12 protein-coding genes are annotated in these 12,619 nt (G+C 68.3%); 5 read left to right on the top strand and 7 right to left on the bottom strand.

Annotation, left to right across the window (positions count from 1 at the left end; translation table 11 throughout):
* Nucleotides 1-60 precede the first annotated feature (60 nt).
* Both ACFQ9K_RS01475 and ACFQ9K_RS01480 read right to left on the bottom strand, forming a co-directional pair.
* A complete protein-coding gene (locus ACFQ9K_RS01475; RefSeq protein ID WP_378720210.1) occupies nt 61-1,464 on the bottom strand; it encodes an APC family permease in 1,404 nt (467 codons plus the stop codon).
* Nucleotides 1,457-3,406 (bottom strand): primary-amine oxidase, encoded by a 1,950-nt coding sequence (locus ACFQ9K_RS01480; protein WP_378720209.1) that lies wholly within the window; start codon nt 3,404-3,406, stop codon nt 1,457-1,459. Before ACFQ9K_RS01480 ends, ACFQ9K_RS01475 begins: the two co-directional genes overlap by 8 nt.
* A gap of 265 nt (nt 3,407-3,671) precedes the next feature.
* Between ACFQ9K_RS01480 and ACFQ9K_RS01485 the strand changes: the two genes are divergently transcribed.
* Genes ACFQ9K_RS01485 through ACFQ9K_RS01495 form a run of 3 tightly spaced genes read left to right on the top strand, consistent with a single transcriptional unit; the run spans nt 3,672 to nt 6,866 of the window.
* A complete protein-coding gene (locus ACFQ9K_RS01485) occupies nt 3,672-5,417 on the top strand; it encodes an amidohydrolase family protein (protein WP_378720208.1) in 1,746 nt (581 codons plus the stop codon).
* Complete coding sequence (locus ACFQ9K_RS01490; protein ID WP_378720207.1) at nt 5,414-6,037, top strand: TetR/AcrR family transcriptional regulator; 624 nt, start codon at nt 5,414-5,416, stop codon at nt 6,035-6,037. Before ACFQ9K_RS01485 ends, ACFQ9K_RS01490 begins: the two co-directional genes overlap by 4 nt.
* A 46-nt stretch (nt 6,038-6,083) precedes the next feature.
* Nucleotides 6,084-6,866 (top strand): crotonase/enoyl-CoA hydratase family protein, encoded by a 783-nt coding sequence (locus ACFQ9K_RS01495; protein WP_378720206.1) that lies wholly within the window; start codon nt 6,084-6,086, stop codon nt 6,864-6,866.
* A 25-nt stretch (nt 6,867-6,891) separates the two neighbouring features.
* Here the strand turns inward: ACFQ9K_RS01495 and ACFQ9K_RS01500 are convergent, their stop codons facing one another.
* The 4 genes from ACFQ9K_RS01500 to ACFQ9K_RS01515 all read right to left on the bottom strand — a co-directional run bounded on the left by ACFQ9K_RS01500 (nt 6,892) and on the right by ACFQ9K_RS01515 (nt 9,788).
* Nucleotides 6,892-7,665 carry a cyclase family protein gene (locus ACFQ9K_RS01500; RefSeq protein ID WP_378720205.1) on the bottom strand — a complete coding sequence of 258 codons (774 nt, stop codon included), beginning with the start codon at nt 7,663-7,665 and terminating at the stop codon, nt 6,892-6,894.
* Nucleotides 7,666-7,711: 46 nt separating this feature from the next.
* A complete protein-coding gene (locus tag ACFQ9K_RS01505; protein ID WP_378720204.1) occupies nt 7,712-8,659 on the bottom strand; it encodes an anti-sigma factor RsbA family regulatory protein in 948 nt (315 codons plus the stop codon).
* Entirely contained in the window at nt 8,656-9,015 is a 360-nt protein-coding gene (locus ACFQ9K_RS01510; protein ID WP_378720203.1) for an STAS domain-containing protein, read from the bottom strand. Before ACFQ9K_RS01510 ends, ACFQ9K_RS01505 begins: the two co-directional genes overlap by 4 nt.
* 128 nt (nt 9,016-9,143) lie before the next feature.
* On the bottom strand, nt 9,144-9,788 hold the full coding sequence (locus ACFQ9K_RS01515) for a TetR/AcrR family transcriptional regulator (protein WP_378720202.1): 645 nt from the start codon (nt 9,786-9,788) through the stop codon (nt 9,144-9,146).
* A 305-nt stretch (nt 9,789-10,093) separates the two neighbouring features.
* Here ACFQ9K_RS01515 and ACFQ9K_RS01520 point away from each other — a divergent pair, with 305 nt between their 5' ends.
* Nucleotides 10,094-10,528, top strand: a complete 435-nt coding sequence (locus tag ACFQ9K_RS01520) for a hypothetical protein (RefSeq protein WP_378720200.1) — start codon at nt 10,094-10,096, stop codon at nt 10,526-10,528.
* Here the strand turns inward: ACFQ9K_RS01520 and ACFQ9K_RS01525 are convergent.
* A complete protein-coding gene (locus ACFQ9K_RS01525; RefSeq protein ID WP_378725189.1) occupies nt 10,525-11,427 on the bottom strand; it encodes an SDR family NAD(P)-dependent oxidoreductase in 903 nt (300 codons plus the stop codon). The genes ACFQ9K_RS01520 and ACFQ9K_RS01525 overlap by 4 nt on opposite strands.
* Before the next feature lie 109 nt (nt 11,428-11,536).
* On the opposite strand from ACFQ9K_RS01525, the gene ACFQ9K_RS01530 reads away from it, so the two are divergent.
* Complete coding sequence (locus ACFQ9K_RS01530) at nt 11,537-12,598, top strand: alpha/beta hydrolase (RefSeq protein ID WP_378725186.1); 1,062 nt, start codon at nt 11,537-11,539, stop codon at nt 12,596-12,598.
* Nucleotides 12,599-12,619: the final 21 nt, after the last annotated feature.

Genomic DNA, 12,619 nt, shown 5'->3' on the forward strand with positions numbered 1-12,619 from the left:
CAAGTGTGTCCCGAGACGGGTCCGTGCGCCACCGACTCGGGCGCACGCCACGCCGAATCGTTAGCTGGCGGCGGCGGTTGCCCGGCGGATGCGGGCGCGCGCGACGCCGAGGGCGAAGGTCGCCGCGACGACGGCCAGCAGGATGGCCGCGACGATCGCCGAGCCGCCGACCAGGGTGGTGAAGTTGTCGATGACCAGGGCGGTGATCAGAAATAGCCCGGCCGTGCCGAGGGCCGGTGCGATGACCGTGTGCCAGCGGCGGTGGTCGAGACCGGTGCGGCGGAAGAACGCGATGATGGCCACGCTGGTGAGCAGCATCAGCACCAGGATGGCCACGGTGGCCAGCCCCGACATCCAGGTGAACAGCTGACGGATCGGATCGGCGCCGGCGAGGGCGAACGTGCCGACGAGCAGTGCCGCGGACAGGGTTTGGGCCAGCGAGGCTTTGTGCGGCGAGCCGTGGCGCAGGTGAATGTCGCCGAGGGCCGGGTGGCCGATGCCGTCGCGGGCCAGCGCGTAGCCGTAGCGGGAGATCGCGTTGTGGAACGCGAGCAAGGCGGCGAACAGGCTGGTCACCAGCAGGATCGACATCAGGTCGGCGGCGGCTTCGCCGAGGAACGAACGGGCGGCGGTGAAGGTCAAGGCTTCGGGATCGTCGCCGGCGGCGGCCGCGACGTTGTCGCTGCCGAACGCCAGCACCACCGCCCAGCTGGCGACCGCGTACAGCAGGCCGATCGTGAGCACCGCGAGGTAGGTGGCCCGCGGGATGGTGCGGCGCGGGTCGCGGGTCTCCTCGGCATAGATCGCGGTGGCCTCGAAGCCGATGAACGACGCGATCGCGAACATCAACGCCACTCCGGGGGACCCGTCGAAAAACGCCGCGGGCGTGAAGGACACGGCGTCGATGCCGTGCGCTCCGCCTCGGATCAACACCGCGGCGGACAGCGCGACGATGATGCCGATCTCCACCACGAGCAGCGCGCCGAGCACCTTCGCCCCGAGCTCGATATTGCGGTAGCCGAGCACCGCGACGACCGCCATCAGCGCGAAGGCGTATACGTACCAGGGTAAGTCGGGTCCGCCGTAATGCACGACGAGTTCTTCGGCGGTCGATGCCGCCAGCCCGTAGATCCCGGCTTGGATCGCCGTATAGGTGAGCAACGCCAGCCCGGCCGCGCCGAGCCCGGCTCGGATACCGAGTCCGCTGCGCACGTAGGCATAGAACGCGCCCGCCTCGTCCAAATGCCCACTCATCGCGGCATATCCGACGCTGAACACGAGCAGGACGCCTGCGGCCACGAGATAGGCGGTCGGGGCGCCCGCTCCATCGCCCAGCCCGATCATGAGCGGCAACGCGCCGCCGACGGCGGTGAGTGGTGCGGCGGCCGCGATGACGAGGAAGACGATCCCCGTCACCCCGATCGCGCCGCGTAATCGGATACCGGCAGTGGATGATTCAGTCATCGGGAGCTCCATGGCAGCAACTGGTCGACGCGTCGTGGTGGCCGGAGCCGGTGCGGGGGACATCGAGGGTGGGATTGCGGTCGAAGAAGCCGACCGGCTTCAGGACGAAGCCGGTGTAGTCGACCGGCATGATCGGCCAGTCCTCCGGGCGCGGAAAGTGGGTGAGGCCGAAGGTGTGCCAGACGACCAGGTCTTCGTTGTCGAGTGGCCGATCGTCGGCGACGTACTCCGGGAGGCCTGCGCCGCCGGGGTGCTGGTTCACGAAATCGCCTGCGGCGTAACGCTGTGCCGGATCGAAGCGGGTCACCCACAGGGTCTTCGTGGCGAAGGCGGCTCGTTTGGCGATCGGTGATTCGTCAGCCGCGAGCAGTGTTTCCCTGCCTTCTGGATGCAGCACGTACGAGACGGGTAGACCAAGTCGGTTGTGCACCTCGGGGTTGCTGATGTGCCAGACGCGGCCGACGCGGTTGTCCGCGCGCCGCTGCGCTTCCGACTCGCGGGCCAGCGTGGTCCGTTGCCGGGTGAAAGCGTTGCCGTGCGGGTTGTCCGGGCCGATCGGCACGCGGGCGCTGTCCACCTCCTCGACGCGGTTGCGGTGCCCGTCGACCATCATGTCGAGTCGTGCGCTGAACAGGTGCTGGTGGTAGGGCGCGCCGAGGCCGGGCGCGACCTGTGTGGAGAACGGGTGATCGGGGCCGGGATACGCTGCGGTGAAGACGATTCCGGTCGCCTTGACCTCGAAGCCGATGGTGCCGTCGAGGTAGAAGTACCAGAAGAAGCCGTAGTCGTAATTGCCCACCGTGGTGAAGAACGAGATCACCAGGCGGCGTTGCCTGCGCGCCTCGCGCGACCCGGTCCAGAGGTCGGTGTGCTTCCACAGCACGCCGAAGTCCTCCTCATGCATACAGATCGCGTTGTGCAGCACGCGGGGATTGCCCGCCTCGTCGGCGATGACCGCGTCGAAATAGGTGATGTCACCGAGGCAATCGCAGCCGAGTTCGAGTGCGTTGGCGTAGCGGCCGACGAGATACTCGCCGGTGTCGAAGTAGTTCTGCCAGGAGCGAATCGGAGACGGATCGGCATAGGGCACCACCATTTCCGCGATGGACGCGCGATGGATGATCGGGCGTACCCGGCCGCCGTCGTGAAAACCGATCTGGTGCAGGACAAGTCCTTCGCGGGCATCGAAACCGACCCGCACCGACCACTTTTCCCACTCGACCAGGTTTCCGTGCACGGTAAAGCTCGGCCCCTGCGGCTGCGTGATCTCGATCGGCTTCTGCGTGGTGCGCGGCGGGCCGGTGACGGCCGGATCATCGAAGTTCCCGGACTCCTGCGGTACCTCGACCGGTCCGGTGTCGATCACCCGCAACACCTCGCGGGTCATGACGTCGACGAAAGCGACGAGACCATCGACCGGATGCGCCCACGGATGGTCTTTCTCGTGCTGTTGATGGAAGGCCAGGCCGCGCAGGATCCGGCGGCCGTCTTCGCCCGCGTAGTCGAACACGCCTGCCGACAGCGGCGCGACCCGCACCTCCGCGACGTCCAGCCCGCGGGCCGCCAGCGCGGCCGACCATTCCGGATTGCCCGACAACACCGCCTCGACCAGCTCGAACTCCTCGTCGAGCACGGGCAGCTGACCGTCCACGACCGCATCCAGCGTGCGCTGGGACAGCACGGCTTGGCCGGCGAGCGACACGATCACGTCGACGGCGTTCGGGCGGTCGATATCGTGCAGCAGCACCCGGAACCGGCGATCCAACGTCCCGGACCACGGGTAGATCTCGTACTTGTCCGGCTCGTCCAATCCGACGTAGACGAAACGCGTTGTCGGCGCGATCAACCCGGCCGCGTCGACCACGGCGCGCACCTCGGCGAGCTCCGTCTCGGTCGGCAGGGCGAGCGGATGATCGGCCCGTCCCGGGATGAGTGTGGGCATCGGCCCCTCCCTCTCGATGTATGGGAAACAAGGAATATCGCCGAGAATTTGCGTCCGCTCATCATATTCAGCAACTATTCGGACAATTGGGCTGAATCATGCTATTGACCAGTTCGTATCCTTTGATCGAACAATGATGGCGGGTACTGATGGCCGATCAGCAAGCCAGGAGTAACGGGACAGCAAATCATTCCTCGCCGCGGTCCGCTGAAGGTTGTGAGAACTCGTCCTTGACGGTTAGCAACCGATCGGTTGCAATATATGAGTGAGCTACGACACGATCATCAAGGCCGGCCGCTGGTTCGACGGCACCGGTTCGGCGTCCGCGATCCGCCACCTCGGACTGCGCGGCGATCGGGTCGTCGCGGTATCGGTACAGCCGCTCGACGAGACCGGCTGCCCGAACGTCATCGACGCCGCGGGCAAGTGGGTGGTCCCCGGCATGGTCGACATCCATACGCACTACGACATCGAGGTGCTGAAGACGCCCGCGCTCGCCGAGTCGGTGCGCCACGGCATCACCACGGTGCTGCTCGGCTCGTGCTCGCTCTCGACCGTGCACGTCGGCCCGACCGACGCCGGCGACCTGTTCGGCCGGGTGGAGGCGATCCCGCGCAGGCACGTCATCGAGGCCATCGAGGAGGCCAAGACCTGGCGCTCGGCGCGCGAATACATCGCGGCGCTGGAGGCGCTGCCGCTCGGCCCGAATATCGCTGCCATGCTTGGACATTCGGATATCCGCACGGCGCAGATGGGGCTCGATCGCGCCACCCGCAAGGAGGTCCGGCCCACCGCGGCCGAGCAGGCGGCGATGGAAACGGCGCTGACCGAGGCGCTCGACGCGGGCTTCGTCGGAATGTCGCAGCAGCAACTGCTTTTCGACAAGCTCGACGGCGACACCTGCCGCTCCCGCACCCTGCCGTCGACCTATGCCAAGGCCAGAGAACGGCGGCGCCTCAACGCGATCCTGCGTCGGCGGCGCCGGGTGTTGCAGGCGGGCCCGGACATCGCCTCGGTGCGCAGCATCGCCGCGATGACGCTGAGCAGCCTGGGCATCTTCCGCAAGCGCCTGAAGACCACCCTGCTCTCGGCCGCCGACATCAAGGCCAACCCGGCGCTGGTCTACCTCATGGGCCCGATCGCGCGGGTGCTGAACGCGCTCGGCGGCGACTTCCGCTGGCAGCACCTGCCGGTGCCGTTCGAGGTGTACGCCGACGGCATCGACCTGGTGATCTTCGAGGAGTTCGGCTCCGGCGCCGCGGCGCTGCATCTGGCCGACCGGGTCGAGCGCGACGCCCTGATGCAGGACGAGGCGTATCGGCGGCAGTTCCGTAAGGACTACGACACCAAGTTCGGGCTGCGCGTCTGGCACCGCGACTTCTTCGACGCCGAAATCGTGGCCTGCCCGGATGATTCGGTGATCGGCAAGACGTTCGGACAGGTCGGCATCGATCGCGGCGGCGTCCATCCGGTGGACGCGTTTCTCGATCTGGTGGTCGCACACGGCACCAAACTGCGCTGGCGCACCACGATTTCCAATCATCGGCCGAAGTTCCTGACCAGGCTCGGCGCGGATCCCGGAGTGCAGCTCGGCTTTTCGGACGCGGGCGCGCACCTGCGGAACATGGCGTTCTACAACTTCGGGCTGCGCTTCCTGCGCCGGGTGCACGATGCGGAGCGGTCCGGGCAGCCGTTCATCTCGCTGGAGCGCGCGGTGCACCGGCTCACCGGCGAGCTCGCCGACTGGTACGGCATCGACGCAGGCCACTTGCGCGAGGGCGATCGCGCGGACCTGGTGATCATCGATCCCGCGCACCTGGATGACTCGCTGGACGCCTACGCCGAGAGCCCCGTCGCGCAGTATGACAACCTGTCTCGCATGGTGAATCGCAATGACCGGGCGGTCTCGGCCGTCTTCATCGGCGGCCGGTACGTCTTCGGCGACGGCACGCCCGCACTGATCCTCGGCGCCGACCGCACCGGACGTTTCCTCCGGTCCCAGGTGCGGTGACCGCGCCACCGCGCCGAACCCAAGCTCAGCGCCGCGCCGCCACCATCGGCAAGCTCGTCGAGGCCACCATCGAGGCCATCGCCGAGGTCGGTTACCACAATGCCTCGCTCGGCGAGATCAGCCGCCGCGCCGGGGTGTCCAAGGGCGGGATCTTCCGGCACTTCGATTCGCGCATCGATCTGGTGGTGGCGGCCGCCGAGGAGGTCGGCCGTCGGCACATGCTCGCGTTCGAGAACATCCGGGCCCGCGAGAACACCGATGAGCCACTGAATATGACCCACATCCTGCATCGGGCCCGCAACCAGATCCGGCAGGAGACCAACACGGTCTGGTTCGAACTGCTGGTTGCCGCGCGCACCGAGCCGGAGCTGCGGGCCAGGCTCGCCCCGGTCGCCACCGCGTTGCTCGACGACGTCGAGCGGGTCGCGGTCGCGGCGCTCACCCCCGCCCTGCCTGCCGACGTGGCCCGGCTGCTGGCGACCTCGGTGGTGCACATGTTCGACGGCGAGGCGATCTTCCGTTCCACCTACCCGAGGCCGGAACTGGAGGACGCGCGGATCGAGTACGCGGCGGGCCTGCTGGAGCGGTTGATGGCGGAGAGCCGAGTCGAATCCGACTGATTATGGACTATTGCATAATCCATACCCGTCTTGTTGACTGAAGCGCATGGCCGACACCGTTACCGTCGAACGCGACGGACATGTCCTGCTCATCGGGCTGAATCGCCCGGACAAGCGCAATGCCTTCACCCTGGAGATGCTCGCCGAGCTGTCCCGTGCCTACGCCCTGCTCGAGCAGGACGACGACCTACGCGCCGGCGTTCTGTTCGGCCACGGCGACCACTTCACCGCTGGCCTAGATTTGGCGGACGTCGCTCCCGCCTTGGCGTCCGGCTCGATCGCCTACCCGGAGGACGGGCTGGACCCTTGGCGGTTGGACTACAACTGGACCAAGCCGGTGATCGCCGTGGCGCAGGGGTGGTGCATGACGCTCGGCATCGAACTGCTGCTGGCCGCCGACATCCGGATCGCCGCCGAGGGCGCCCGGTTCAGTCAGCTGGAGGTGCGGCGCGGCATCTATCCGTTCGGCGGTGCGACACTGCGGTTCTGGCGGGAAGCGGGCTGGGGCAACGCGATGCGCTGGGTCCTCACCGGCGCCGAGTTCGACGCCGCCGAGGCCCACCGCATCGGCCTGATCCAGCAGATCGCCCCCGACGCCGCGGCGGCGCTCGCCGCGGCCCGCGCGCTGGCCACCGAAATCGCCGAGGACTCGGCGCCTTTGGGCGTGCGCACCATCCTTGCCTCCGCGCACCGCGCCCGCGACGAAGGCAACGCCGCCGCGGCCGAGCACCTCGTCGGCGACGTCACCAAGCTCTTCGCGACCGCCGACGGCGCGGAGGGTATCCAATCGTTCCTCGAGCGACGGAAGGCGAACTTCACCGGTAAGTGACAGTGCCGGAAGGTCTTTCGCGGCGTCAGTCCTCGATGATCGCCACCGCCCTGGTCCACCCCGCGGACGCGGCGTGGATCTTGTGTGGAAAGCAGGAGATCCGGAATCCGTTGGCGGGCAGCGCTTCCAGGTTGTGCAGTTTCTCCAGGTGGCAGTAGCCGATATCGCGCCCCGCCTTGTGCCCCTCCCAGATGATCGAGCCGTCCCCGGTTTCGGCGAACCGGCGCGCGGTGTAGCCGAACGGTGCGTCCCAGCTCCACGCGTCGGTGCCGGTGACCCGAATGCCCTGCCGGAGCAGGTGCAATGTCGCGTCCCGGCCCATGCCGCAGCCGCGGCTGAGGTAGTCGTCCTCGCCGTACCGGGTGCCGGCGCCGGTGTTGATGATGACGATCTCCAGCGGGCTGAGCGTGTGCCCGATCCGCGCCAGCTCGGCGTCGACGTCGTCGGGCGTCGCGACGTAGCCGTCGGGTAGGTGCCGGAAGTCCAGTTTCACCCCGGGCTGGAAACACCATTCCAGCGGCACCTCGTCGATGGTGATCGCGCGCTGTCCGTTGTCCATGGTGGAGGCGTAGTGGTACGGCGCGTCCAGGTGAGTGCCACAGTGGGTGGTCAGCCGGATCCATTCCAGGGCCCAGCCTTCGCCGTCGGGCAGCACTTCGGGTCCGGCGCCGGGGAACATGGCGAGCATGTCGGCCACGGTGTCTTTGTGGTCCAGGTATTCGATCTCCGGGCGCAGTCCCGGCGGGTCGGAGGTGATGCCGGATCGCAGCGGGACGGAGATATCTACGAACGTGGTCATGCTGTTTCGTAGCACGCCCATCGCGCGCCACGCCCGGCTTCGGCGCTCAGGCCAGGCGCAGATCCATCTGGATGGTGGTGCCGTGCACGCCGGTGTAGATGCGCACCAGGTCGCAGAGGTGGTTCACCAAAAGCAGTCCGCGGCCGCCGAATTGGAACGGTTTCGGGGGTAGGCGGCCCGCGAGCGGATCGGTGATCTGGCCGGCGTCGCGGACCTGCGCGCGCAGCTGCCTGCCCTCGATCCACAGCGCCAGTGTTCCGCTGCCGCCGCCGTGCACCACCGAATTGGTGATGGTTTCCGCGATGACCAATTCCAGGTCGATGCGGCGGTCGTCGAGCATGCCCGCCTGCGCGGCGAATCCGCCGGCCCGGTGCCTCGCCTCGGTGAGTGAGCCGGCATCGAACGGAATCACCTGCGCGATCGCCGGCGGCGGCGCGAGCGGCTTGTTGTACGAGGCGACGATCCGGTCGGGATCGTAGGCGTCGCTCGGCCGTTCGCCGTCGCTGTCGATGAGCGTCGGATGGGTGGCGTGCGCGTCGACCAGCACGGTCGGGTCGAGGCGTTCGGTGTCGTACGGGCACAGGATGGTGACCGCGCGACCGGCGAACGCGGCATTGATCAGCGCCTCGTGCTGGACGCACGCCGGATACTCCGCCGCGGACCGGCCGGCCCAGATCGGTTCGCCGATGATCCGCACCCGGCCGGTCGGGCAGGTGTCGGCGAAGGCATGGAGCACTCCCGGAATGATGCGACCGGGATTGCGTCCCTCGACGGTCATGTCCATCAGCCGGACCGCGTCGGCCTCGGCGCCGAGTTCGTCGCGAATCAGATCCAGATTCGGTCCGGGCACCGCGACCGCGACCGGTTCATCGTTGGCCAGCCCCTTTCGGATGAACCCGACCGTGCCCGCCAGGTACTCCTCGGTATTGCTGTAGAACAGGGCCGGGTGCAGGAAGGGATCGGCGGGGGGTGATCCGGCGGTGGTGACGGTCATGCGCGGTCTACCTCGATTGTCGGGAGCGACGGCCAGAACAGCTCCAGGATGCGGACCAGCGTCACGGGCGGGTTGTGCAGCACGACCCTGCGTCCCTTCGCCGCCTGATTCGTGGCTTCCACCAGTATCAGGGCGCCGTGCGTGTCGATGAAGGTGAGCTCGGACAACTCCAAATGGATGTCCGGGGCCGTTGGCAGTTCGGCGAGTGCGGTTTCCCAGGCGTCGTGCGTGCCGAGGTCGACCTGACCGACGCAGCGCAGACCCGGTGGTCTGCTGGTCGAAAACGTATGCAGCCCGGTCGAATCCGGCGCTATGGTGGGAGCCCGACCCGCGGGTCTCGCTGGCTCGGCCTGCACCCTCGCACCACCCTTCTGCCGGTTCGCGGCAGGGAAACTGTCCCTCGAACATACGCCTTCGCCCGCGCGCATCGATCGGGCGGCTATCCGGGTGTCCGCAGGAACGCCGGGCTGTCGGAGTTCCGGTGTCAGGAATCGGGCAGGATCGACGGATCGGTGCTGTAGGCCCGCAGCCGGCCGAGCATGGCGGCTCGTGCCTGGGCGAACGTGGCGTCGTGCGCGAGCAGCCTGGCGCGGCTGATCGCGGCGTAGCCGAGGGCGTCGAGTTCGAAGGCGAGGACGCCGGGATCGGTGTCCGGCCGCAGCTGCCCGGTGTCGAGTGCGGTGCGAATGATGGAGTGGACGAACGCGTCCCACTCGGTGGCCAGGGCGACGAGCCGGTCGTGCACCGCGCCGGGCTGGTCGTCGAACTCGTGCTGGATGGCGACGAAGAAGCAGCCGCCCGGCAGCACCAGATCGGTGTAGAACGCCAGGCGTGATTCGTGCAGCGCCCACAGCTGGGGCACGCCGGCCGGGGCTCTGAGCGCGGGCGCGACCACCCGTTCGGTCCACAGCGCGCGGGCGCGTTCGATGGCCGCCAGTTGCAGCTCCTCCTTGTCCCGCCAGAGCGAGAACAGGCCGGACTTGCTCACGCCCGCCTCGGCGGCGACCTGCCCCATGCTCAGTGCGCCGAGTCCGGCGACGGAGGCCATCGAGACCACCGCGTCGAGGACCGCCGTTCTGGATCGGTCACCGCGTGCTCGGCGCCCGTCGGCAGGGTGCCCGTTCGTCATGTGGATCATCCTATCGCAATAAGTCCGACCGATCGGTCGCAATGGCGGACGGAGGGTAGAACGATGTGCTGGCCGTGCGATTCATCGGGAAGAGTACGTCCAGCGACGGATGACGAATTGGGGGATTCCCCTGAGGCGGAAACGGATTCGTTTCGGATATTTTCGACGGATACGGCTGGCAAACCGAAAACTCCTGCAAGCCAATGCATTAGAAACCCGGCCGCGACCGGAAAAGCTTCCGGCGGGAAGGGTTTTCGCGAATTCGAACGCGACGTGCGCGTTCCCGGTGGACAAGAGGTCGATGGATGAACAGTGTGCTTTCCGGCCGGGCCGGGCGGGCCTTGGTACGGGCCGCGGTCGCCGCGACGGTGGCGCTGGCTCCGGCCGCGGTGGTCATCCCGGCGGCCTCCGCCGTCCCGTGCCGGCTCCCGACCGATATCGGCTGCACCAATCCCGACGGCACCCTCAACACCGGCCCGCACGGCGGTCCGCACCATCGCCCCGGCGGTGGCTTCGACGATGATCGCTACGGGGCGGACGGCTTCGACATCTTCGGCTACGACCGGTCCGGGTACAACCGCTTCGGCTACGACCGATGGGGCTATGACCGGTCCGGGTTCGACCGGGACGGTTACAACGCCAAGGGCTGCGCCCGCAACGGCGCGGACCGCCCCGACGCCGACCCGGCGGTCTGCGACGCGTGGCGGCACCGCCCGTCCACCGGCAGCGCTTCGCGCTAGCCGCGGGCCGCCACCGCGCGGGCGGCCGCGGCGTCGAGGCGGCGCAGCAGCGCGTCGGGGACGAATCGCTCGGCCGTGCCGAGCAATCCCTCGATGTCCATGAACCGGGCGGCGAGGCGCGCGCCGGCCGGGGAGACGCGGCCCGCGGCGCAGGCGATCCGCGCCTCGAACGGGGTGGGCGCGATCGCGGGGTTGCGTCCGGCGATGCGCACGATATTGCGCGCCACCGTTTCCGGGCTGCGCGCCACCAGTCCGGCGGCGAGCACCGAGATGTTCCGGCCGCGAATGCCCTGCGCCTCGTCGAGGCCGACGATCCGTGCGCTCGGGTAGAACCCGGTGTCGATGAACCCGGGCAGCACCGCGGTGACGCCGATGCCGGTGCCGGCGAACTCCAGGCGCAGGCATTCGGTGAGCATCTGCGCGGCCGCCTTGCTCGTGCAATACGCGGTGCTGAGCGGGATCGGCAGCACCGCCGCCGGCGAGGTCACGGTGAGAATTCGCCCGCCGCGACCCGCGTCCAGCATCTGCCGCCCGAACAGGCGGCTGCCGTGCACCACGCCCCAGAAGTTCACGCCCATGATCCGGTCCCAGTCCGCCGCGCTGTGTCCGAGGAACGGTCCGGCTGTGGTGTAACCGGCATTATTGACCAGCACGGACGGGGCGCCGTGCGCCTCGTGTACCGCGGCGGCGAAGGCGGCCATGGCCGAATCGTCTGAGACGTCGACCACGTAGGGATGCGCCTGCCTGCCGATCGTCTCGGCCGTGGCGTGGGCGGTGTCCTTGTCGACATCGCTGACGACCACTCGCGCACCGGCTTTCGCGAATCGCACGGCGGTCGCGCGCCCGATTCCACTGCCCGCGCCGGTCACGATCACCAGTTTGTCATCGAAGTCGGTCATCTCTTACCTCGGTTCCGCTGAGCGCTGCCGCGTGCTACTGTCCCAGACAATCTATACTGTGTTACACGGCGTAGACAACGGCAATGCCGCCGGGAAGAAGGAGACGCACATGCCGACCACGACACGGACCCCGGCGCCGACCGTGACCATCGAGCTGCCGCGCCGCGCGAGCCTCGCGCTGCGTATCGCACACCCCCTGGCCTACGCGACCTTGCGGATGGGGATGAACGCCATCGTGGCCCTCGCGAGCCGTGGGTTCCCGTTCCGCGACGCGCGCAATTTCCACGTCAGCAATCTGCTCGATCCGCTGGCCGCACCGCTGCTTCCGCCCCGCGGAACCCGTACGCGGTCCATGCTTTTCGAGCACTTCCGGGCGGAGTGGGTATGGCACCGTGACACGCCGAGTCCGACGGAGGTCAAGGACAGCGCCATCCTCTACTTCCACGGCGGTGGGCTGGTGGCGTGCGGCCTGAACTCGCATCGTCGCCTGGTCGCGCGGATCGGCCGGGCCAGCGGCATGCCGGTATTCAACGTCGACTACCGGCAACTGCCGAAGGCGCGTCTGGCCGACACCATCCAGGACTGCGTCGAGTCCTACGAATGGCTGCTCGCCCAGGGCTTTCCGGCCGACCGTGTCATCTTCGCCGGCGATTCCGCCGGTGGCGGACTGACTTTCGGCCTGGCGCTGACGGTGCGCGAGCGCGGCCTGCCCATGCCCGCCGCGATCGTGGCGATCGCGCCGTGGGCGGACTACGACCGGTCCCGCCGGGACGCGCATCCCAACGATCGGCTCGATCCGATGCTGAGCTCGGCCGCACTGGCCCTTCCGGCCCGGCTGGGCATGTGGGTGGACGGTGCGCTCGATCCGCGGCTGAGCCCGGTGAATCACGACTTCACCGGCCTGCCACCGGTATTCATCCAGGTCGGTTCCACCGAGGTGCTGCTCCCCGACGCCGAGGCGCTCGCGCGACGCTGCGCCGAAGTCGGCGTGCCCTGCACGATGCAGATCTGGGACAGGGCGATTCACGTCTTCCACGCCGCCGCCGACCTGCTGCCGGACGCCAGACAGGCGATCGGCGAGATCGGCGCGTTCAACCAGCGAACCATCCACGGTGCGGTGCACCGTGTTCCGGCCCGCCGCCGGTTCGCCCGCCGCACCAGCGCCGCCTGACCTTCCATCGAATCGAGGACG

The sequence above is a fragment of the Nocardia sp. NPDC056564 genome, from assembly GCF_042793755.1.
Classification (GTDB): Bacteria; Actinomycetota; Actinomycetes; order Mycobacteriales; family Mycobacteriaceae; genus Nocardia.

What these genes read in the sequence shown, in the direction of transcription:
- ACFQ9K_RS01475 (WP_378720210.1), bottom strand. Translation starts at nt 1,464, where the DNA reads ATGACTGAATCATCCACTGCCGGTATCCGATTACGCGGCGCGATCGGG.
- ACFQ9K_RS01480 (WP_378720209.1), bottom strand. Translation starts at nt 3,406, where the DNA reads ATGCCCACACTCATCCCGGGACGGGCCGATCATCCGCTCGCCCTGCCG.
- ACFQ9K_RS01495 (WP_378720206.1), top strand. Translation starts at nt 6,084, where the DNA reads ATGGCCGACACCGTTACCGTCGAACGCGACGGACATGTCCTGCTCATC.
- ACFQ9K_RS01500 (WP_378720205.1), bottom strand. Translation starts at nt 7,665, where the DNA reads ATGACCACGTTCGTAGATATCTCCGTCCCGCTGCGATCCGGCATCACC.
- ACFQ9K_RS01505 (WP_378720204.1), bottom strand. Translation starts at nt 8,659, where the DNA reads ATGACCGTCACCACCGCCGGATCACCCCCCGCCGATCCCTTCCTGCAC.
- ACFQ9K_RS01515 (WP_378720202.1), bottom strand. Translation starts at nt 9,788, where the DNA reads ATGACGAACGGGCACCCTGCCGACGGGCGCCGAGCACGCGGTGACCGA.
- ACFQ9K_RS01520 (WP_378720200.1), top strand. Translation starts at nt 10,094, where the DNA reads ATGAACAGTGTGCTTTCCGGCCGGGCCGGGCGGGCCTTGGTACGGGCC.
- ACFQ9K_RS01525 (WP_378725189.1), bottom strand. Translation starts at nt 11,427, where the DNA reads ATGACCGACTTCGATGACAAACTGGTGATCGTGACCGGCGCGGGCAGT.
- ACFQ9K_RS01530 (WP_378725186.1), top strand. Translation starts at nt 11,537, where the DNA reads ATGCCGACCACGACACGGACCCCGGCGCCGACCGTGACCATCGAGCTG.